The sequence below is a fragment of the Microcoleus sp. Pol14D4 genome (assembly GCF_036701245.1).
GTDB lineage: Bacteria > Cyanobacteriota > Cyanobacteriia > Cyanobacteriales > Microcoleaceae > Microcoleus.
In genome coordinates, this window is the sequence record NZ_JAUBQM010000038.1 from 39,818 (window position 1) to 60,437 (window position 20,620).

Sequence of the window (20,620 nt, forward strand, 5' to 3'; positions counted from 1 at the left end):
ACCGTGATAGAGCGCTACACTTTGCCCGAAATGGGCAACATCTGGACTGAAACCGCCAAACTGAAAACCTGGCTGCAAGTAGAAATCGCTGTCTGCGAAGCTCAAGCCGAACTCGGCTACATCCCCGCCGCCGCAGTCGAAGAAATCAAAGCTAAGGCTAATTTTGACCCGAAACGAGTCCTCGAAATAGAAGCGGAAGTCCGCCACGATATGATCGCCTTCTTGACAAATGTCAACGAATATGTAGGCGATGCCGGCCGCTACATTCACCTCGGCTTAACCAGTTCCGATGTGCTCGATACCGCTTTGGCGCTGCAATTAGTCGCCAGCGTCAATATCTTGTTAGAACGTGTCGAAGAATTGAGTCAAGCTATTCGCTATCAGGCTCAACAGCATCGCAATACCGTCATGGTTGGCCGATCGCACGGAATTCACGCCGAACCCATCACCTTTGGCTTTAAACTAGCAGGATGGCTGGCAGAAGTCTTTCGCAACCGCGCCCGATTGGTGAATTTGCGATCGTCCATAGCAGTCGGCAAAATCTCCGGCGCAGTCGGAACCTATGCTAATATTGACCCGCGAATTGAAGCGATCGCCTGTCAAAACCTCGGACTCGAACCCGATACCGCATCGACTCAAGTCATTTCGCGCGATCGACACGCCGAATACGTCCAAACCTTAGCACTTTTAGCAGCATCGATCGAGCGTTTTGCAGTAGAAATCCGCAACCTGCAACGCACCGACGTTCTCGAAGTCGAAGAATTCTTTTCCAAAGGGCAAAAAGGCTCATCCGCCATGCCCCACAAACGCAACCCGATTCGATCGGAAAGACTCACAGGGATGGCGAGAATCGTCCGCGCCAACGCCGTCGCAGCCTTAGAAAACGTTGCACTTTGGCACGAACGAGACATCTCTCACAGTTCCGTAGAACGGATGATTTTGCCCGACAGTTCTACTGTCACTCACTTCATGTTAGTAGAAACCACAGACTTAGTAAAACACCTGCTAGTCTATCCCGAAAACATGAAGCGAAACATGAACCTTTACGGCGGAGTCATCTTCAGCCAGCGCGTGATGTTAGCCTTAGTAGAAAAAGGCACGAGTCGCGAAGACGCATACAAAATTGTGCAATCTTGTGCTCACGAAGCTTGGAACAAACCGGGCGGCAATTTCTACAATTTAATTGCTAAGGACGATCGGGTAACAGCTAAGATGACGACCAAAGAAATTGATGATTGTTTCGATCCGCAGTATCAATTGAGGCACTTAGATGTAGTGTATCAGCGCTTGGGAATTTAAAAATCTTTTGAATTTCCTACTAAAGATACAAGATCGATCGTAATCCTTCATCTATTTCTTCCTGTAAATCCTGTGGTATTGTGCCAATGCACTCAATTAAAAACGTTTTGTCCACAGTAAAAAGCTGAGAAATATTAGCCACAGAATCCTTGGGTAAACCTGTGGCTTTACTCGGTAACGAGACATTACCTGGTGCTTCCGCTAACCGCAGATTAGAAGTAATGATGACGACGATTACAGTGCTAATCCGACTTTGAGTAAAAGTATCATCCTGAACAATTAAGACGGGACGACGATATCCAGGTTCTGAAGCAACTGGAGAGGGTAAGTTGGCCCACCAAATTTCTCCGCGATACATTACCAATCCTCATGGGGTAAGGACATAAATTGCATCTTTGCCAAGACTGGATCTAGTTCAGAAGACTCTTCAGAATAGACTTGATTTAATTTGCTCAAAATTCGATCGCGGTTGTGTCGCCGCAGATACGCCTGCAATGCTTTTGTATAAAGCTCACTGCGTGATAACCCTAACTGACTAGCCAAAGCCTCGGCTTCTTCAAAAACTAAATCTGGAAGTGAAATTGCAGTTTTCATAGCTCCCCTTGCTGTCACGGTGACATCATAATATTGGTTATAGCATAGAACAACGACCTCAATCTACTTTTTAACACTCACAATCCCAACAGCTATGAAATTTAATCGTTTTGGAAAATACTTAATCGCATTTATGCTAGTGTTGCTGTGTGCGATCGGTCTGCACCATAGAACATTTGTCCGCGCCCAGGAGCCGCCACAAGTGCAAATTACCCAACCAGAACCAAACCCCGTAGTACCTGAAAGTATTTTCATGAGTCAACTTCCCAGTGGGGCGCGACTGGTTGACATCCGCACCGTAAATCCAAACATTCGCCTCGATATCCGATACGCCACTACTAACAATTTCTTGAAACGAAAACTTTATCCTATATCGAAATGCGCTTTGAGAAGTTCTGTTGCTCAAAAGTTAGGGCTAGTTCAAACTGATTTGGAAAAAATCGGATTGGGTTTGAAAGTTTACGATTGCTACAGGCCTTTCTCTGTGACTAAGCAAATGTGGCAAGCTTGGCCAGATCCGCGCTATGTTGCTAATCCTGCTAGGGGTTCGCGGCACAATCGCGGTGCTGCTATAGATTTGACTTTAGTCGATCGCACTGGCAAAGAATTAGAAATGCCTACACCTTACGATGATTTTACCGAAAAAGCTCACGGAGATTATCAAGGCGGCAGCGCCGAATCTCGGAAAAATCGTCAAGTGCTTAAGGATGCGATGAAAAAACACGGATTTATCGGTATCACAACCGAATGGTGGCACTTTGATTCTGAAGATTGGCAGAAATTTGCGATTCTTGACATATCGCTTGGAACGATTCCTTAATTATACTATTGATTAAAAGTCGCAAATCCGGGTAGGGAAACGGCACTGCTGTATCCCACAGATGTCAGGAAAATTATCGCAATTTAACCGAAAATTCGTATTCGTATCCCCGGAAATTAGAGTCTAATTGTAATGTGTAATTGCCTGTTACGGGCACTTTTCCACTCCACTCTGTTTCATTGCCTTGATAAGGATCTCCGGCTAAAAGTTTGCCACGAGGAGTTATAATTTGGGGAAAAACATCTTTCCGATTCTTAACAGTCATTGTTTGACCTTTTCGGGCTCGAATCCGGTAAGAGTGGCTGCCGCCGCCGATAATTCGACCTTTAACAATTGCCTCATCTCCTCCCGGCCGAAAATTAATCTGCTGGGTGACGTTAGAACAACTGCTTTCGGTGCGGTTTTTGGCAATCCAACCGGGCGGATCGGTAATTCGCAGCCAACCGTTTTGTTCTTCGGCGACTGAAACAAAGGTATTATTTTTAAGTTGTCCTACTATGTTGCTGCCCCTTACTTGCGGGATCGATCGCACATTTAGCGGTGGATTCGGATCGCTGACTACAGCTTGGCTGATTTTGCAACCCGAATTTGGCGGTGTGACAACTACTGGCTCAACTTTTCGTGGAGGGACTCCTGGCCGAGATTCAGGGTTGTTCGTCGGGCCTGCAATCTGGTTTCTGGTGGATGCGGGTGATTCTGCAAGGGGAACATGGGATTGTTTCATCGCACCAGACTGTATAGTTGCAACAGCTACTCCCACCGCTGTTGCCACTCCTGCTAAGCTTACTGTGATGATTTGACGCTTCGTAAATGACATAAAAAACCCTCTCTGTATCTATACTAATAATTTTTGTTTGGGAGTTGAGGCGATCGCCAGTTAATTTATAGTGGAAATATCTAGTGCGGGCCACAGGGTCAGGATTTTTAGATAAAATTTCAGATCCATAATTGTCGCAATAATTTGAGTCAATATATACTGGACGCCTATACTGATGGTAATCTTGCTCTGGGTTATTTGCGCGCAAATTTGCGAAAGTAAGCGTTCAGCGCGAGGTACATAAAATGTCAAAATTGATTCCTCTGAGATTACAACCGCCTCGCGATCGATTATTGGAGGAGGTGAAGCAGGAAGTCCAAGCAGGACGATCGCAGTCTTTGCACGCTGCTGTGCTGGCTAACCTCAGCCAAGACTCGTCGCCTGTTGGTGTTAACCGCTGTTGGGATGTGGAAGTGAAAGCGGGCAACCGTCCGAGTTTTCGGCTTCCTCCCAAAGCCAGCATTGCAAAAGTGTTCGATCGCAGCGGTGGCAAATTGGTAATTTTGGGAGCCACGGGTGCAGGCAAAACTACGACGCTGCTAGAATTAGCTCGCGTGTTAGTTTCCCGCGCCCAAAAAGATGCTAGTTTGCCAGTACCAGTGCTGTTTGAACTCGGATCGTGGAAAGCAGAATCCGGGGCGATCGCCGATTGGTTAATTGCTCAACTTCAGTTCAAATACAGCATCTCTCCTGCTGTCGGCAAAAAATGGCTTGCCGAACAAAAATTGCTGCCTCTCCTTGACGGCTTGGACGAAGTAGAAACCCACCGCCAAAATATCTGCATTCAAGCAATCAATCAGTTTGTTGAAAGCCAATTCAAACCCAAACATTTAGTAGCTTGCAGCAGTTTTGAAGCTTACAAAAACTGCGATACTAGATTTCGCCTGCAAGCAGCGGTTTTATTGAAACCTTTAACAGAAACTAAAATTCAAAATTATCTGCTAGAAGCCAGAAGCCGCGAACTTTGGTACAGCATTGAGCGCGAGCCGGAGTTGTTGAAAATAGCAAAAGCTCCCTTGCTTCTAAGCATGATGGCTCTGGCTTACGATGATATTTTAATTGAAGCTTGGAAGCGCATAACTTCCGCAGAAGAACAGCGCAAATATCTGTTAACTGCCTATATTCGCCACCAAATGACCGGGCAAGTCAAGCAGTATCCCAGAGGTAAGGAACTGCGGCCGGAACAAATTCGCCACTGGCTGGGATGGTTGGCCCGAAGGATGGAACAGCAAGGAATTCAAGAATTTTACCTCGATCGCATACCGTCTAGCTGGCTGCAAACAGAGGAGGAACGGCGCAAGTATCAGTTTGGAGTTAAGCTGCTTGGCGGGCTGATTTGGGTGATTTTGGGATTAATTGCAACCCTAGTCTCCGGGTCGATTTGGGGATTAATTGCGGGTGCTGTTGCTGCGGTAATTAGTGCTTTGTTGCCGGGAATTCCGAGGATTGAAAGGTTTATATTGCACCTCGTGCTGTGGTCGAAGGGCTACATTCCTTGGGATTACAGGCGTTTTCTCGATGCTGCGACCGATCGCTTGTTGCTGCAAAAAACTGGCGATCGGCGCTATCGATTTATTCACAATTTATTGCAAAAACATTTTTCTGAAATCTAAATGCCGGAGCTTGACAAAAACAAATATAATGGATGTAACTGTGAAGGAGATTCCAATACTCGACAAGCAAAAGGAAACTCAATGGCTGTAAAATTCATTCTGAGCGAATACGTTGACAAAGCAATGGCTGAGGCTATGTATGACAAACTTGAAGATCGTAGCTTTGTTGGGAAAATTCCTGTTTGCAAGGGAGTCATCGCCTTTGGTTCAACTTTAAAAGAGTGTCAAAATGAGTTGCGATCAACTTTGGAAGACTGGATTTTGCTAGGGTTGAAATTGCGACATCGAATGCCCGTCATTGACAATATTGATTTAAATCAGGAGCCTAGCCTTGAGCCGTTGGACACCTTGTAAGCGTCGAGAGTTCATCCAGAAATTACAACAGCTAGGCTTTTCTGGCCCTTTTTCTGGAAGTAAGCACCAGTTTATGATTTATCAGGAGTATCGCTTAACGATTCCCTCTAATGATGAGTATTCTGTTCCTCAGCTACGGATGATGATTCGAGAGGCCGAGGAGATTATAGAAAGGGAAATTACTCTTGAACAATGGAATACCTTGTGAACTAACACATACTCATCCCAAAAAAGTTTATGGTATTTTTGCCATTTGAAATAGCTGTGACGCCGTAAATTCTAATCCATCAAACAGTGGATCTGTTAATAGGGTATCTCCCATATAAGTCTGCGGTGCTGCATCGGGGTAAAAAACTGTAATGCTTCTCGCCTTGCTATCTACTACCCAAACCCGCAAAACCTTAGCATCTAAATAATCTCTCGCTTTAGCAGCTAACTGACCGAAAGTTTGTTCGGGTGAAATAATTTCTATGACTAATTCGGGGACTACAGGACAGGCTTCATCTTGATTCCAGTCGGGAGATAAGCGTTCGTAAGAAACATATAAAAGGTCTGGAACTGGCACCCAGTCTCGCCCCAGTCTGGTTAATCTTACCGCCCATTCTACACCAATTTCTCCCCGTTCCTCACCCCACTGTTCGAGGAGTTTTATTAGGCTTCGGGTGAGGCGAGAATGAAATTTTTTAGGTGACATCTTCGGTACTGCTTGCTCGTCAATCAGTTCGTAGGTAATATCGCCTTCTCCTTCGGGAAGAGTGAGAAACTCTTCCAAAGTGAGTTGAGTTTTTGTCTGGAGCATAATATTTCTCTGCTGTGGGCAGGCAAGTTAGTATTATTTTAACTTAAATATTAATTGACATAATACAAATGTTATGATAAAGATTGGCAAAATCTCAGGTTTTGACTGCCGAATTTGCGATCGACTCCTAGATCGACACCCCCAAAAGGTTAAGATTCTAATCTGACCCTCCTGCAATCATTGCTTCACCTCCTATGGCAGAAACCTTATTGTTCAACGCCCTCCGCGAGGCGTTAGACGAAGAAATGGCCCGCGACTCCTCCGTATTCGTACTCGGCGAAGACGTAGGCCAATACGGCGGTTCCTACAAAGTCACCAAAGACCTCTACAACAAATACGGCGAACTTAGAGTGCTCGACACCCCGATCGCCGAAAATAGCTTTACAGGCCTGGCTGTAGGCGCAGCAATGACGGGACTGAGGCCGGTCATCGAAGGCATGAACATGGGCTTTTTGCTGCTGGCCTTCAACCAAATTTCCAACAATGCCGGAATGCTGCGCTACACATCGGGCGGCAACTTCAAAATGCCAATGGTAATTCGTGGGCCCGGCGGTGTGGGCCGGCAACTCGGCGCCGAACACTCCCAGCGCTTAGAAGCATATTTCCAAGCAGTACCGGGTTTGAAAATAGTCGCCTGTTCGACTCCCTACAACGCCAAAGGACTCTTAAAATCAGCCATCCGCGACGATAACCCGGTTCTGTTTTTCGAGCACGTCCTTCTTTACAACCTCAAAGAAAATTTGCCAGAAACAGAATATTTAGTGCCGCTGGACAAAGCAGAAATTGTGCGATCGGGCAAAGATGTCACAATCGTGACATATTCCAGGATGCGACACCACGTCATGCAAGCCGTGCCCGCCCTGCTAAAAGAAGGTTACGATCCAGAAGTAATCGACCTGATTTCTCTCAAACCCCTGGACATGGAGACAATTGGCGCATCCATTCGCAAAACTCACAAAGTAATTATTGTAGAGGAGTGTATGAAAACAGGAGGCATCGGTGCCGAACTAATTGCTTCGATTAGCGATCGATTTTTTGACGAACTCGACGCACCAGTTTTGCGCCTGTCTTCACAAGATATTCCCACACCTTACAATGGGAATTTGGAAAGACTGACCATTGTCCAGCCCACGCAAATTGTCGAGGCAGTCCAAAAAATGGTAGCTTTGCGAGTATAAATAGTTATTGGTAATTTGTAATTTGTTGTTGGTTATTTGTTATTTGTTATTTGTTATTTGTTATTTGAAAACCGAAAAAAACTCGGGACGAACCAATAACCAATAACCAATAACCAATAACCAATAACCAATAACCAATAACCAATAACCAATAACCAATAACCAATAATTAAATATGCAAAAACAACGTTCCCTATTAGCCCTAATTTTTGTTCTAATCATCGCCGCCATTACTGTAATAGTAACAATTCCGACGCGGCTGGGATTAGACTTGCAAGGAGGGTCGCAACTCACAATTCAAGTAAAAACTACCCCCACAATTCCCAAAATTGACCAGGGAATGTTAGAAGCAGTGCGGCGGATTGTCGAAAACCGCGTCAACGGTTTGGGTGTTTCCGAAGCATTAGTCCAAACAGTAGGAGAAGACCAAATTCTCGTGCAGTTGCCAGGAGTAAATGACCCGCAGCAAGCAGAACGAGTTTTGGGCGGCACCGCCAAGCTAGAATTTCTGGAACAACTGCCCGGAACAGAAGCACAATTAGGCATTGAAAGGCAGTTGCAGCAGGAATTGCTGGTCAAACAAGCAGAATTGAAAACTAGCCCGAATGAGGCAGCAATTAAAGAAAATCAGGCTGCTTTGAAAAGAAGCAATGAGGCGATCGCCAAACTCTTCAAAAGCAGCGGCCTCGGCGGCGAAAACCTCAAAGACGCTCAACCTCAACCCTTGGCTTCTGGGAACAACTGGAACGTTGCTCTTGTTTTCGATACCAAAGGAGGCGAACTCTTTGCCCAACTCACTAAAAATTTAGCCGGCACCGGACGCAGTATCGGTATTTTCCTAGACGAAAGAATGATCAGTTCTCCAGTCGTCGGCGTTGAATTTGCCCAAACAGGAATTACTGGTGGGAGTGCCGTAATTCAAGGCAACTTTACAACGCAAGAAGCCAACGATTTAGCAGTGCAATTGCGGGGCGGCGCTTTGCCCGTGCCGGTCGAAATTGTAGAAAACCGCACTGTCGGCGCCAGCTTGGGTAAAGACAGCATTCAAAGCAGTATAAACGCAGGTATCGGCGGCTTAGTTTTAGTCTTGATTTTCATGGTTGCCTACTATCGACTCCCCGGCGTAATTGCCAATATTGCGCTGTTAATTTATGCTCTGTTAACTTGGGCAGCTTTCGTGCTTTTGGGAGTGACATTAACGCTGCCGGGAATTGCGGGTTTTGTGCTCAGCATCGGGATGGCCGTGGATGCTAACGTGCTGATTTTTGAGCGCACGCGGGAAGAGTTGCGCGCGGGAAAAACGCTTTATCGATCGGTAGAATCTGGTTTTTATCGCGCTTTTTCCAGCATTTTAGACGGAAACGTCACAACAGTTATTGCTTGTGCTGCTTTGTTCTGGTTGGGTGCTGGTTTAGTTAAAGGGTTTGCTGTAACTCTGGCATTGGGGGTGGGAGTGAGTATGTTTACTGCGCTCACTTGCAGCCGCACTCTGCTGTTCGTAGTATTGAGCTTTCCAGCATTGCGGAAACCTCAGTGGTTCTGTCCCGGTTTGTCGAAAACTGCTAATAGTTAACTAATTAGGTAAGGTGCGCCCAGCGCACCCTACATTAGCTAATAACCAATAACCAATAACGAGTGACTTCTTCCTTTTTCCTTCTATCCCTTACACAATCAGTTGCCGAACTTCCTTCTTCATTCAAATTATGAAATTCAGTGTAATCAAACAGCGATCGATCTGGTGGAGTATGTCCGCCGCTATTATCCTCGCAGGTATAGTGTCGATGGCGATTTCTTGGACTCGTCCCGACATTCGCGCACCGCTGCGCCCCAGTTTAGATTTTATCGGCGGCACTCGCCTGCAATTTGAACTCGACTGCACGAAACCGGAAAATTGTAAACCCATCGATCTTGCTGCTGTCCGCGAAGTGCTGGACGCCCAAGGTTTAGGTGGCAGCAGCATTCAAGTTATCGGCAAAGAACAGCACGGTTTGTCGCTACGCACGAAAAGTTTGGATGTCGAACAACGTACTAAGTTGCAAACAGCTTTGAGCGATAAAATAGGCGATTTTGCCCCGAACTCAACTCAAATTGATACGGTTGGGCCTACCCTCGGTAAACAATTATTTACTTCGGGATTGTTGGCTGTATTTCTTTCCTTTGCTGGCATTACTATTTATCTGACATTCCGATTTCAGTTAGATTATGCCTTTTTTGCTTTTGTAGCTCTGTTTCACGACGTGTTCATTACTGTTGGTATCTTCTCAATTTTAGGTTTAGTTCAAGGTGTGGAAGTTGACAGTTTGTTTGTAGTGGCAATCTTGACAATTATCGGTTTTTCAGTTAACGATACAGTGGTAATTTACGATCGCGTTCGCGAAGTAATCAAGCTAAATCCGGGACAGTCGATAAATCAAATTGTCGATGATGCGGTCATGCAGACGCTGGGAAGGTCAATTAACACGACTATGACAACGCTGCTCACTTTGTTTTCAATCTTTTTGTTTGGCGGCGAAACCCTCAAATACTTTGCTTTAGCATTGATTGTCGGCTTTATTGCGGGTGCGTATTCGAGTATTTTCATTGCCAGTACGCTGCTAGCTTGGTGGCGCACTCGCACGGCCCACTCTATCCCTGTCCCTGCAGAAGGAATCAACCAGTCAGAGGAAGTTTAATGGACTGTTGACGGTTAACTGTTGACGGTTAACTGTTGACTGACTAATAATAAATCATCAATAACCAATAACCAATAACCAATAACCAATGACAAAGGACAAATGACAAATAACAAATGACTACTGAGGAAACTTTTCAAATTGAAGTCCAAAGGCTTCACAAACTAACAGTTTACGGCCGCTGGTTAACTGTGATATTACTGTGGATTAGCGTCGGTTCTTTGAGCATTTGGGGTTTGCGCCGCGAAATCGCTTTGTGGTTTGAACACTTCACTTGGGCGGCCGTGCGCTACGGTTTATCTTTTAATCGCTGGCCAACTCTCGGTTTGGGTTTGTGCTTGGGAATGACTTTAGGAGTGCTAACTTGGCAAAGCCGCAATATGGTGCGAGGATTGCCCCATCGGGAAAAACAGGGTTTGGAACAACAAGTGCGCCGCATTCGCCAGCGAGGGCCCAGTCATCCTTTGTGGAAATGGGTTTGCAAAGGTTCGCGCTAGCCGGCGGGTTTTATTCTTTAGTCTCAAGCCACAAAAACGAAAGTTTGACTCTTAAGCGGTTTCAACGGCCGAGTCCCTCACTTTTATTGCTTCTTCCTTCTTCCTTCTTCCTTCTGTTGAAAAGTATCACGCAAAGCGAGGCAAAATCTGTGCTACGGAAGACTGTTGAAGCGGAATCTCGATCGCAAATTCTGCTCCTTTTCCCGGTTCCGAAAAGCACTTCAATTCGCCGCCGTGTTGGTTGACAACAATTTCATAGCTAATCGACAGTCCCAAACCCGTTCCTTGGCCGACCGGCTTAGTAGTAAAGAAAGGATCAAACAACCGCTTCCGAACATCTTCTGTCATGCCCGGGCCATTGTCAGAAATTTTAATTGTTACCTTTTTTTTATCACTTAACTCGGTGCGAATCCGAATCGTAGGAATTAGGCGGGTAGACTGAGAAACTGATGATTGAGTCTTTGTACAAGACTGCTTTTCTTCGGCTGATTGCGACTTTTTCGTGCTTTTTTTATCAACCTTGTCCTGTTTATTAGACTCAACCAGAGCGTAAATTGCATTAAGTAAAATATTCATAAATACCTGATTGAGCTGTCCGGGATAGCACTGCACCAGTGGCAAGTCGCTGTATTCTTTGTGAATCTCGATCGCCTCCTGCCCCGGTTTCCCTTTAAGCTGGCTTTGCAAAAGCATAATCGTGTTGTTGATACCGTCGTGAATGTTGACCTGCTTCATTTGAGCTTCGTCCAACCTGCAAAAATTCCGCAGCGACAAAACGATGTCGCGGACTCTTTTTGCACCTTGCTGCATAGAATTTAACACTTTCGGCAAGTCTTCAACTAAATAATCGAGTTCTATTTTTTCGGCTTCTGCTGCAATTTCCGGTATGAATTCGGGACAGTGCTGCCTGTAGATGTCGAGCATCCGCATTAAAGCTTGCGTGTACTCTTGAGCGTGGTATAAATTGCTAGATATAAAGCCGATCGGATTGTTAATTTCGTGAGCTACTCCTGCTACTAACTGCCCCAAAGAAGACATTTTCTCTGTTTGAATTAGTTGAGTTTGAGTGCGCTGAAGTTCCAGCAGGGCAAGTTCGAGCTGTTGGGCTTGATGTCTTAATTGCGCTTGCGACTCGCGCATCGCCACTGTTGACAACTCGTGAATTTGCAACTGAGAAAGCAGCAGTTGGTGTACGTCTAAAAGTTTGTAAGTTTCCGGTTCGACTTGTACTACAATGGGTTCGTGGATTAATTCGGGCGATCGCTCCAAAGACTGTCGCACTGCCGTCATAATTGAGGTTTCGCGATCGAGAACCAACATATCCGTTTTAGTAAAGCGGTAGAGTATAAACAAAGGTTGTTGAGAAAATAACTCCAAACTGTAGGGGCGGCTCATGTGTTCAAAATAACGCCGCCGCGAAATCATCCCTATAAACTTTCCTTGCTGAGTGATGATGATGCCGGGAACTAAAGGGTTTGCTTGAAAAATTTTAGCAACTTCGTTCCCCGGACACTCAGACTCGAGGAGAAAGTCGTACAGGGTTAATTCCTGTAGAGTCGATCGCAAACCAAGCGGTGATTTCAGGGGACTCAACCCGTCATTTTCATACACTGCTCCCTCCTTTGGTAATTGGCAGTAGCGGTTGGGTGCTGGAGTATTGCTTACTATTTAGACGGCTTTTTCTATTTTTTTTATAGCTATGAAATCAACTCTACTCTGTTCGCTCAAATTGAGTTACTTCAGCAGAAATTTTTGGGTGTTAAATCGTGCGGGTGTCACCCGAAACGATATTGCAGGTTAGATTAATTTAACAGCAGGCACTCCTTTGAAACCTAATTATGTAGTAAATTTGACAGATCCAAGATTCTACTAATCCGAATATAACAGTCATAACTATTTTTTATGTTTGACAACATTAATTTGGTTCAGATTGATAGACATCTGCGACCTCTGGTAGTACATTTGGTATTACCCCTTGCGTAAAATTATATTACAATAAGACAAGAATAGCGACAAATGGGCAGCCGATAACCTATTTGACTATTCAGGCCAAATCGGTTTCGGGCAATTGCCAAGAAATGTCAATTGTCAGTTTTTTCGTACAAATGCCGATCGCACTCAACCCTGGAATTGTAGGTAGTCTTCCAGCCAGGGACAGCCGATGGCGAGCAATTTGTCAAGTTCGGCAGCTTATACTTTACTCGCATCGATCCTCCAAAGCTTCACCGATGAATTTTTCCCAGCCGATGCTAAAGTTGTGCGATCGCAACTAAACCTCACCTTCCACACATCCGCTTGATGTGCCTTAAAAGTTTACACAAAAGTACCGTCGGGCAGCCAACTTGATATTCAGATTCTGTCACTGGCAAATCGGATACGGAGAATCAAGAGGAAGCAGAAGGAAATAATAGTATTTTACCCGCCTTTCCCCAACCTCCACTTCAATTTGAGGAAGTTGGTTTGGTTGCGATAGTATTTCGATTGCGATTACTTCTCCTCCCCCTTGATTTTAGGCAATTCTCATTAGAAACTCTAAGATGTTGATTTGAGGAACCTCGGGGGGGCGGGTTTGCTTGGGCGATCGCACTGAGTTAAATTCAAATGACATTTGAGGAAAGTAAGCGACGGTTTCCATGTGCGGTTTCCCGAACTAGAGGTGGTAACTGTATACACGGCGGGACGATCGTACTTTCAGTACAATGTCACTATTTCAACCGGTACACCTGTTGAGTCTGAGTCTCTGAGTGTGTGAAAGTCCCTTTAATCCTTGGGCTGTCTCGATTGGAGGTTTTTGAAGAGTGAGGCGGTGCGAGGCCCAGAAGCAGACTGTTAACCAAGCGGCACTAGAGAAGTCGCCAGCTAGGGTCTACCGAGGAAGGATTTTAGGCGATCGCGATTAAAGATCGAGAGAGAAAAGCACTATAGCACCAGCAGCAATATCACCCAAAAGAAGGATTTATCGACAAAAAGTTGCGTGTTATATTTCTAAATAATTCTATACAAAAATACTTTTACCTAAAAGGAGAACAAAAAATGGACACCCCTACAGATCGCCTACAAGAACCGGTCGGGACAAGAGAACTCGAATCAATACCTGTATCTGAAAAAGTTTCTTCCCAAAAAGTTAGTGAGGTTAATTTTGAAACAACTCCTTTAGAAACCCCAGCTTATACTCAGCAAAAAGTTAACGTCGAGGAATTGAAGATTAACGGCGACGATTTGGTAGCTAAAGTTAAAGAACTGATTCACGAAGGAAATATCCGACGCATCATTATCAAAAATGAAGAGGGGCGGATCTTGGTAGAAGTTCCTCTGACAGTCGGAGTAGTCGGTGGAGTGATTGGTGCGGCCTTGTTTCCAGTCATTGCAGCAGTAGGAGCGATAGGTGCATTAGTTGCTCACATGACTATCATCATTGAAAGAACCGAGTAAAAAAATTAAGTTGTTAGTAAGGCTTCTGTCCGGTTAATTTCCCGTAATAAAGCTTGTTGGTCGCGAGTACGACTATCCTCTCTTGATGGAGAAGAAAAAACTTGCGTTGATTACTAAAAACTTAATTGGGGTTATTTAACCGGATTTAAACAAATTTCAAGCAGAAAGTGGCTTGATAAATAGGAAGCTAGTAACTCTTACTACTCCCTTCTCTTGTTTCCAGATTTCTCTGATGAATTGTCTTCCCACTCCGACCGTAAAGTTGCCACTTTTAAGGGTGTCATAAATCATCCATAACAATCCTCGCAGTAGTGAATTTATTACTTCCTCTCCGCAACTTCGGGGAGGATTGGGGTAGGATAAAAAATTTACGACTCCTGCGATTGCTATCTGCTTGCTATGCAAGCATTATAAATAACTCATTTAGCCGGTCTTCTTTGTTGAAGTCCGGCTAATTCTATTCCTTTGGGGACTCTGGCAATCACTCTAAGGGTAGAGCCTGCTTAATACCTTGGCCCGTTATATTTAATACAGATGAAGGAGAAACCAACAGTTCTCTAAACTCCCTAAGCAGAAAGCTGTTAAGCATTTAAACTGGTATGAGCCAAACACCCAACGCTTACACCTGAATCTTGACAGTAAATCAAAATAAGTGATTTAACTGCTCAACAGCTTAGCTCAAGTTTTCAAACCAGAGAATCTCCTAGAGACAAATATTTTTGAATAATTGTGGCTAAGATAATTATGAAACCTAACGAAGAAAATAGCTCTAGCCGTGAAATTCATCAAGAAGTTCACACAGATGCAACTAACGGTCACGTCAGTACAACACGAACCACTACAAATGTTCCGAGTACAACGGGTAAGGCTTCTAAAGAAGCAGCTCATCACCAAGGTTATGTACAGGGTGAAATGGCCGAAAACCACCGCCAAGTTGGAGTCCAAGAAGTCCGGGATAACGAGAATGCTGGTCGCGGGTTACTGTTAGGGATTCTTCTGGCTTCTTTGGTAGGCTTAGTTCTGGGCAGTGTATATTACTTCAATCGGGGCGAGGAGGCTCCTACTCCTACTGCTGCTCCTGTGATTGTTGTACCGAAAGCAAATCAGCCTTCAGCAACACCAGCTCCGACTAGGACTATAGAGAGAGAAAAAACGATCATTCAAAAGATTGTTCCGGTTCCGGTTCAACCATCTCCTGTTCAAAAAGCTACGCCGGCTCCTCAACCAAGTCCAGCTCAACAGGCAACTCCGGCTCCTCAAACAAGTCCGGCTCCCAATATCAATATTACAATTCCAAATTCACAGCAGCAAGATGCACCCGCTCAGGAAGCAGCGCCGTCTCCATCTTCGCCGTCAAATAATACCGATACTACGGTTCCGAATTCGCAGAGGGAGCCAGCTTCCACTCCGCCAACTACAGCACCGGAGAGTTCAGCTACTCCATCTCCAACTCAAGATGATGGTGCTTCTGGAGCAGGTACGAGCGGCGAAACTAATACGGAAAGCCAGAGCAATTCTAATCCTACGGGTACGGCTGTACCTGATAGCAACTCCGGTGCAGAGGGTGCGCCTGGTTCACCGCAATAGAAGTTGGATGTCGAATTAGTCCGCCAGGGGCTAAAACCCCAGACTCATAGCTAAAGTCCTTTAAAGAGGACTTTTTTTATGGTTTAAACTGAGAGCTTGCACCATTGTCAATAAGCCTGCTATGGGCGGGATCTCTTCCCAAACACCTACTCCCCACAAGAAAACTCATTCTTTGTGGAACGGGCCCCAGAGCCCGTTATTGAGAATAGTGCAACATCTCAGACTAACCGGACATTGTGGCTGAACTCAAGAAACCTGGTTTCTGCGATGGAAAACGTTTTAAGATTGTGCCAACCTATCCTAAGAAACTGTTTGGTGAACTAATTTAACTTTCCCTAAAGCCGTCTTTCTGCTATCAAAGAGTTTCATCACGCCGGAGGAGATGGTCTCGATGACATCGGGAGCGCAGTAAGAGAGAAACTCTTCCGAAGAAGTAGGATCTGCAAAAAACTCTTGAGCTTTCTTCAACAAGTTTTCAGTTTCAGCAAAGCCGATAGATTTGATAATAAACGTAGAAACCGGGGAGTTTTTAATATCATAGCGCGATTCTTGATTGCGTCCTATTTCTAGCAGGTATAACACTTCTCTTTGCAACTGAGTCTCTAAGGGGTAGGCGCTCTGTCTGTTGGGCAAGTAATCCTCCAAAACCGAGGTTTTAAATCCTGGTGTCCGCAATTCTCCCATCATCGTTGAAAGCGGAATATCGCGCCCCAAACGGTAGGAAAGAGCTTCTAAAATGGCGATGGTAATTAGCTTGACACCAAAATAAAGTTTAGCAACTTCGATATTTTTGCGAGTTCGGGCAATCAGGCTAGCGTAGGTTTCATCGTCCGGCTCTTGCATAAACTGCTGGAAAACCAGTTCGGGTTTGAGGAACTTCAAAAATTCTTCCATTTTTTGCAGAGACTTGCGATATCCGGCAACAGTATAGGAATTAACATTGGTCAATTCGTGGTTGGTTTCTGGCATCAAGTTCCAGGTATTGTCTAAGAAATTAGAGGAATTTGGAGAGGCAAAATTCTCGACATCTCTATTTGCTAACCTGACAGCACGCTTGACAATTTCTACAATTTTTGCAGGGTTCCATTCCATGTTAAAATCGCGATTTATACTTACCAAACGCTGGTGCAAAAGTTCGATCGCGCTCAAACCACTGGGCGAAACCGGACGAAAAGGAATAGTAGCCTCAATGCAAGCTGTTATCTCAGCGATCGTACTAGCTGGCAAAAAAGGCTCCAAAGATTTGGCAGCAATAACGGCACTCAAAAATTCGTTTTGACCGGCAAACGGAGACAGAGCCTTGCCGGGAATAAACCCAAAGACTGAGGCCACTAGGTGATACATGGGATCGTCGGGCAGTTCGCTTTCATCTCTAATCACTAACTGCGATCGCACCTCTTTGACAAAAGGACAAAGGGCGCTGCTAATATTGAAACTAACGCCTTGATCGACTTGCACGTACACGAGGTCGTGAAACAGCGCAGCCAGCACCTCGATCGGATCGACTGACCCCCCGACCTCAAAAATGTGTTCCGACGTGTGAAAGGAGCGCCAAGGCCCTCTCATCGCTTGAATGATTAGCTCAGCTATCTGCTCCAGCTTTGGAATATCTACTCGACCTCCCAATTGGTCGATCGAGCTTACCAAACCATCCAAACACCGTTTTTGTTCTCCGAAAAGCTCCATTTACACACCTCCAGTGCATTCCCTGATTGTCTTGCGCTTGATTGCATGGTATCAAAACCCGCTGCGATCGTGCCATGATTTGTCACTCAAAAATTTAAAATTTTAAGGTGAAACAGCGAGAGGGGGCCAGGGAAAGAGGAAGAGTGAGGAAGAGTGAGGAAGAGTGAGGGAGAGCGAGAGCGAGAAATTAAATATTAAAAATTCAGCCGTTGGGAAGATTGGTGCAACTTTGGTGATCGGTATCATAAATTACAGTAAAAATGCCAAAAACTGGGTAAAAACTTGATGAATTTCTGATGAAATTATGAGGAATTTTTGACAAAAGCTGTGGGTGTGTGGCATTGACACCAGCTTCAAGCTGCGGTGGTATAAATACTGCGTGTGACCTCACCATAAGATCCGTAGACGTGCTGATAAACAGCTTAATATATGCGCTAATACACTTCAGTTGAGTAGCTTTCGGTAAATCGATCTAAAGCTTCCTCGATCGCCACTTTAACTGCTGCCTTGGTTTCCTGTCGCCTCCCCCAATATAACACTAACAGAACTTACGCAACTCTCACCAGCGATCCTGGCACCATGCAGCACAAAATCAGACAACAAACATGGGAACATCGGGGCGTTTCAGTGGCTCAATTAAATAATTGGACACCATTAACCGAGCTTAAATACCCCCTTAATCCCTTAGTCCCCCTCTGCTGGGACTTCGTATGTTTAGAAGCGATGCAAATCGCCGAATCAACTGTTAGATCCCCAACTTCTTTAAAAAGTCGGGGATCGGGGGATTGTGTCTTTTGAGCCGCTGTTTACTGCATCCTATCGATCGTCCGATACTGCACCGCCTCCCCCACATGATGAGTTTTCAAGCTTTCATCCCCCGACAAATCAGCAATAGTTCTAGCAACTTTCAAAATTCGATCGCTACCCCTCGCAGAAAGCCCCAATTTCCGAATCGCCATCTCCAATAAATTCCGAGAAGCATCATCCAACTGACACCATGTGTTAATGTGGCTGCTTTGCATCTGGGCATTACAGCGCAAACTAGATTCCGAGTGAAAACGGCGAGTTGCGAGCTCTCGCGCCCGCTGCACCCTCACCCGCACCGGTTCCGACTCCTCCCCCGTCGGCTGTCGAGTAATTTCCTCGGGTTTCAAACGATTAACTGCCACTTGCAAATCAATCCGATCCATCAAAGGCCCCGAAAGTTTTGCCCAATATTGCTCCCTCTTTTGCGGCGAACAAGTACACTGTTGGATCGAATCCCCGTAATAACCGCAAGCGCAAGGATTCGTACTTGCAACTAAAGTAAATTGAGCCGGAAACATCACCGATTGTCTAGTCCGAGAAATCGTCACATAACCATCTTCCAGCGGTTGCCGCAAAAACTCCAAAACATCTCTTTTAAACTCAGTTAATTCATCGAGAAAAAGGATGCCGCGATGTGCTAAAGAAATTTCGCCCGGACGCGGAAAACTGCCGCCACCTACCAAAGAAGGCCCCGATGCCGAATGGTGAGGACTGCGAAAAGGTCGATCGCCCACCAAGCTTCCCTTATCCTTCAACAACCCCGCCACCGAATGAATCTGAGTTACATCCAAAGCTTCATCAAAAGTCAGCGGCGGCAAAATACCCGGCAAACGCCTCGCCAACATCGTCTTACCGCTCCCTGGCGGCCCCACAAAAATTAAATTGTGTCCCCCCGCCGCCGCAATTTCCAAAGCCCGCCGCGCGTGAATTTGCCCCTTTACATCCTTTAAATCTAGACCAGAAAACCGCGTTTTTGCTAACTCTTCTCTACCGTTTATTTCTACAGGCGAATAAACTTCAGGATTGTTCAAAAAATCAGTAACAGCAAAAATATTCTCAAAACCATAAACAGATATTCCGTGCACCAAAGCCGCTTCCTGCGCGTTACCAGCCGGTACAACCAACCCTGAAATACCCATTTTTTGAGCAGCAGCGGCGATCGGCAAAACCCCAGCCACAGGCCGCAAACTCCCATCTAAAGAAAGTTCCCCTAAAAACAAATAATCTCCCAAAAGTTGACCGCTGACTTGTTCCGATGCTGCTAAAATGCCAATGGCGATCGGCAAATCAAAACTCGGCCCTTCCTTCCGCAAATCCGCCGGAGTCAAATTAATCACAATACTCCGCATCGGAAAAGCATATCCCGAATTTTTTAGCGTGGCCTTAACCCTTTCTTTAGCTTCTTGCACAGCAGAATCGGGCAACCCCACAACCACAATTTTCGGTAGCCCCCCTGACACATCAGCCTCAACACCAACCTTTACCGCGTCAATTCCAACGATCGATGCACTCCAAACCCTAGCAAGCATTTTTCTTTATCCTTAATTTGCCTGTCCTTGATTCATCATCTATTATGATTAACAATGACTAATGAATATCGGAAGAGGCAAGAAAAACTTTTCCTTGCCTCTTCTTTTTCTCCTCTTCCTTCTCTCCTGCTGGGTCTTCCCTCTTCCCTCTTCCCCTTCCCACTTCCCACTTGGGCCTTCCCTCTTCCTTCTTCCTTCGTTAACACTCATGGCAACTCAAGAAACGCTTTTCAGCAAAATCATCCGCAAAGAGATTCCCGCAGACATCGTTTATGAAGACGACTTGGCCCTCGCGTTCCGAGATATCCATCCGCAAGCACCCGTCCACATCCTCGTCATTCCCAAACAGCCTATTGCCAAATTAGCCGATGCCGAGTCGGAAGATCATGCTCTTATGGGACACCTGCTACTGACTGTCAAGCGGGTAGCAGAACAACTCGGACTTAGCAACGGCTATCGCGTCGTCATTAATAGCGGCAGCGACGGCGGCCAAACTGTAGACCACCTGCACCTTCACATTCTCGGCGGTCGGCAGATGAAGTGGCCCCCAGGCTAAAGCCTAATTTTCACGCCGAACTTGCGGACTCATCCTCAGAAACCCTTTTGATTTCTATTGCCCAGCGCTTCAGAAACCGGGGTTTTTTTTCGTCAATAAACCCGGTTGATTGGAGATTATTGAGAATGCAGCCCGATCGCACGATAAACGTGGTTTTCAGTATTCTCCCGATACAAATTTACCCTCGCAGAATCCACCTGTTATATGTGAATAAATATTAAAAATCATCTCTTCACGACCTAATTAAGAAATATTTAAGTAGAAAGAGAATCGACCTGAACACAAATAATGCGTTTGAACTGCTGGTAATTGCTCAACTAGGGGAAAAAAGGGAGCCATGAAGAGAGAGGGCTTTTTGAATAGCTTGATAAGCAGTTAAG

Annotated in this window: 19 protein-coding genes; 11 read left to right on the plus strand and 8 right to left on the minus strand. The window is 45.4% G+C overall.

Translation table 11 applies throughout. The annotated features are described in order from the left end of the window. The first annotated feature begins 3 nt into the window (after positions 1-3). Positions 4-1,299 (plus strand): adenylosuccinate lyase, encoded by a 1,296-nt coding sequence (gene purB / locus QUA33_RS15345; protein WP_333149305.1) that lies wholly within the window; start codon positions 4-6, stop codon positions 1,297-1,299. A 19-nt stretch (positions 1,300-1,318) separates the two neighbouring features. Here the strand turns inward: purB and QUA33_RS15350 are convergent, their stop codons facing one another. Both QUA33_RS15350 and QUA33_RS15355 read right to left on the minus strand, forming a co-directional pair. Next, on the minus strand, positions 1,319-1,657 hold the full coding sequence (locus tag QUA33_RS15350) for a type II toxin-antitoxin system PemK/MazF family toxin (protein WP_333149306.1): 339 nt from the start codon (positions 1,655-1,657) through the stop codon (positions 1,319-1,321). Beyond that, positions 1,657-1,893, minus strand: a complete 237-nt coding sequence (locus QUA33_RS15355; protein ID WP_333149307.1) for a hypothetical protein — start codon at positions 1,891-1,893, stop codon at positions 1,657-1,659. Before QUA33_RS15355 ends, QUA33_RS15350 begins: the two co-directional genes overlap by 1 nt. A gap of 94 nt (positions 1,894-1,987) precedes the next feature. Here QUA33_RS15355 and QUA33_RS15360 point away from each other — a divergent pair, with 94 nt between their 5' ends. Continuing rightward, complete coding sequence (locus QUA33_RS15360) at positions 1,988-2,713, plus strand: M15 family metallopeptidase (RefSeq protein WP_333149308.1); 726 nt, start codon at positions 1,988-1,990, stop codon at positions 2,711-2,713. Between the two features lie 73 nt (positions 2,714-2,786). Here QUA33_RS15360 and QUA33_RS15365 read toward each other — a convergent pair whose 3' ends face one another. Next, a complete protein-coding gene (locus QUA33_RS15365; RefSeq protein ID WP_333149309.1) occupies positions 2,787-3,530 on the minus strand; it encodes an SH3 domain-containing protein in 744 nt (247 codons plus the stop codon). 245 nt (positions 3,531-3,775) lie between these two features. Here QUA33_RS15365 and QUA33_RS15370 point away from each other — a divergent pair, with 245 nt between their 5' ends. Together QUA33_RS15370 and QUA33_RS15375 are read left to right on the plus strand one after the other, a co-directional pair. Next, the gene (locus tag QUA33_RS15370; protein WP_333149310.1) at positions 3,776-5,143 is read left to right on the plus strand and encodes an NACHT domain-containing protein; all 1,368 of its coding nucleotides are present in this window, start codon (positions 3,776-3,778) and stop codon (positions 5,141-5,143) included. Continuing rightward, entirely contained in the window at positions 5,144-5,497 is a 354-nt protein-coding gene (locus tag QUA33_RS15375; protein WP_333149311.1) for a hypothetical protein, read from the plus strand. A 235-nt stretch (positions 5,498-5,732) separates the two neighbouring features. Here QUA33_RS15375 and QUA33_RS15380 read toward each other — a convergent pair whose 3' ends face one another. After that, complete coding sequence (locus QUA33_RS15380) at positions 5,733-6,296, minus strand: Uma2 family endonuclease (protein ID WP_333149312.1); 564 nt, start codon at positions 6,294-6,296, stop codon at positions 5,733-5,735. Positions 6,297-6,490: 194 nt separating this feature from the next. Here QUA33_RS15380 and QUA33_RS15385 point away from each other — a divergent pair, with 194 nt between their 5' ends. The 4 genes from QUA33_RS15385 to QUA33_RS15400 all read left to right on the plus strand — a co-directional run bounded on the left by QUA33_RS15385 (position 6,491) and on the right by QUA33_RS15400 (position 10,643). After that, positions 6,491-7,474 carry an alpha-ketoacid dehydrogenase subunit beta gene (locus QUA33_RS15385; protein ID WP_333149313.1) on the plus strand — a complete coding sequence of 328 codons (984 nt, stop codon included), beginning with the start codon at positions 6,491-6,493 and terminating at the stop codon, positions 7,472-7,474. A gap of 175 nt (positions 7,475-7,649) precedes the next feature. Continuing rightward, on the plus strand, positions 7,650-9,047 hold the full coding sequence (gene secD, locus QUA33_RS15390) for a protein translocase subunit SecD (RefSeq protein WP_333149314.1): 1,398 nt from the start codon (positions 7,650-7,652) through the stop codon (positions 9,045-9,047). Positions 9,048-9,177: 130 nt separating this feature from the next. Beyond that, complete coding sequence (gene secF, locus QUA33_RS15395) at positions 9,178-10,146, plus strand: protein translocase subunit SecF (RefSeq protein ID WP_333149315.1); 969 nt, start codon at positions 9,178-9,180, stop codon at positions 10,144-10,146. Between the two features lie 116 nt (positions 10,147-10,262). Next, positions 10,263-10,643, plus strand: coding sequence for a hypothetical protein (locus QUA33_RS15400; RefSeq protein WP_333149316.1), 381 nt, complete (start codon positions 10,263-10,265; stop codon positions 10,641-10,643). 126 nt (positions 10,644-10,769) lie between these two features. Here the strand turns inward: QUA33_RS15400 and QUA33_RS15405 are convergent, their stop codons facing one another. Beyond that, entirely contained in the window at positions 10,770-12,254 is a 1,485-nt protein-coding gene (locus QUA33_RS15405; RefSeq protein WP_333149317.1) for an ATP-binding protein, read from the minus strand. A 579-nt stretch (positions 12,255-12,833) separates the two neighbouring features. Continuing rightward, on the minus strand, positions 12,834-12,932 hold the full coding sequence (locus QUA33_RS28250) for a hypothetical protein (protein WP_445243249.1): 99 nt from the start codon (positions 12,930-12,932) through the stop codon (positions 12,834-12,836). Positions 12,933-13,676: 744 nt separating this feature from the next. Here QUA33_RS28250 and QUA33_RS15415 point away from each other — a divergent pair. Both QUA33_RS15415 and QUA33_RS15420 read left to right on the plus strand, forming a co-directional pair. Next, entirely contained in the window at positions 13,677-14,075 is a 399-nt protein-coding gene (locus QUA33_RS15415; RefSeq protein ID WP_333149318.1) for a DUF4342 domain-containing protein, read from the plus strand. Positions 14,076-14,819: 744 nt separating this feature from the next. Continuing rightward, the gene (locus QUA33_RS15420; protein ID WP_333149319.1) at positions 14,820-15,662 is read left to right on the plus strand and encodes a hypothetical protein; all 843 of its coding nucleotides are present in this window, start codon (positions 14,820-14,822) and stop codon (positions 15,660-15,662) included. Positions 15,663-15,962: 300 nt separating this feature from the next. Here QUA33_RS15420 and QUA33_RS15425 read toward each other — a convergent pair whose 3' ends face one another. Beyond that, positions 15,963-17,348 carry a hypothetical protein gene (locus QUA33_RS15425; protein ID WP_333149320.1) on the minus strand — a complete coding sequence of 462 codons (1,386 nt, stop codon included), beginning with the start codon at positions 17,346-17,348 and terminating at the stop codon, positions 15,963-15,965. Between the two features lie 806 nt (positions 17,349-18,154). Continuing rightward, on the minus strand, positions 18,155-19,684 hold the full coding sequence (locus QUA33_RS15430) for a YifB family Mg chelatase-like AAA ATPase (protein WP_333149321.1): 1,530 nt from the start codon (positions 19,682-19,684) through the stop codon (positions 18,155-18,157). Between the two features lie 208 nt (positions 19,685-19,892). Between QUA33_RS15430 and QUA33_RS15435 the strand changes: the two genes are divergently transcribed. Next, complete coding sequence (locus tag QUA33_RS15435) at positions 19,893-20,240, plus strand: histidine triad nucleotide-binding protein (protein WP_333094324.1); 348 nt, start codon at positions 19,893-19,895, stop codon at positions 20,238-20,240. The last annotated feature ends 380 nt before the right edge of the window (positions 20,241-20,620 follow it).

Excerpts from the sequence above, each read along its gene's own strand:
- QUA33_RS15415 (WP_333149318.1), top strand. The coding sequence starts at position 13,677 with ATGGACACCCCTACAGATCGCCTACAAGAACCGGTCGGGACAAGAGAA.
- QUA33_RS15435 (WP_333094324.1), top strand. The coding sequence starts at position 19,893 with ATGGCAACTCAAGAAACGCTTTTCAGCAAAATCATCCGCAAAGAGATT.
- QUA33_RS15375 (WP_333149311.1), top strand. The coding sequence starts at position 5,144 with ATGCCGGAGCTTGACAAAAACAAATATAATGGATGTAACTGTGAAGGA.
- QUA33_RS15365 (WP_333149309.1), bottom strand. The coding sequence starts at position 3,530 with ATGTCATTTACGAAGCGTCAAATCATCACAGTAAGCTTAGCAGGAGTG.
- QUA33_RS15425 (WP_333149320.1), bottom strand. The coding sequence starts at position 17,348 with ATGGAGCTTTTCGGAGAACAAAAACGGTGTTTGGATGGTTTGGTAAGC.
- QUA33_RS15380 (WP_333149312.1), bottom strand. The coding sequence starts at position 6,296 with ATGCTCCAGACAAAAACTCAACTCACTTTGGAAGAGTTTCTCACTCTT.
- QUA33_RS15420 (WP_333149319.1), top strand. The coding sequence starts at position 14,820 with ATGAAACCTAACGAAGAAAATAGCTCTAGCCGTGAAATTCATCAAGAA.
- secF (WP_333149315.1), top strand. The coding sequence starts at position 9,178 with ATGAAATTCAGTGTAATCAAACAGCGATCGATCTGGTGGAGTATGTCC.
- QUA33_RS15400 (WP_333149316.1), top strand. The coding sequence starts at position 10,263 with ATGACTACTGAGGAAACTTTTCAAATTGAAGTCCAAAGGCTTCACAAA.
- QUA33_RS15350 (WP_333149306.1), bottom strand. The coding sequence starts at position 1,657 with ATGTATCGCGGAGAAATTTGGTGGGCCAACTTACCCTCTCCAGTTGCT.
- QUA33_RS15355 (WP_333149307.1), bottom strand. The coding sequence starts at position 1,893 with ATGAAAACTGCAATTTCACTTCCAGATTTAGTTTTTGAAGAAGCCGAG.
- QUA33_RS15430 (WP_333149321.1), bottom strand. The coding sequence starts at position 19,684 with ATGCTTGCTAGGGTTTGGAGTGCATCGATCGTTGGAATTGACGCGGTA.
- QUA33_RS15370 (WP_333149310.1), top strand. The coding sequence starts at position 3,776 with ATGTCAAAATTGATTCCTCTGAGATTACAACCGCCTCGCGATCGATTA.
- QUA33_RS15385 (WP_333149313.1), top strand. The coding sequence starts at position 6,491 with ATGGCAGAAACCTTATTGTTCAACGCCCTCCGCGAGGCGTTAGACGAA.
- secD (WP_333149314.1), top strand. The coding sequence starts at position 7,650 with ATGCAAAAACAACGTTCCCTATTAGCCCTAATTTTTGTTCTAATCATC.
- QUA33_RS15360 (WP_333149308.1), top strand. The coding sequence starts at position 1,988 with ATGAAATTTAATCGTTTTGGAAAATACTTAATCGCATTTATGCTAGTG.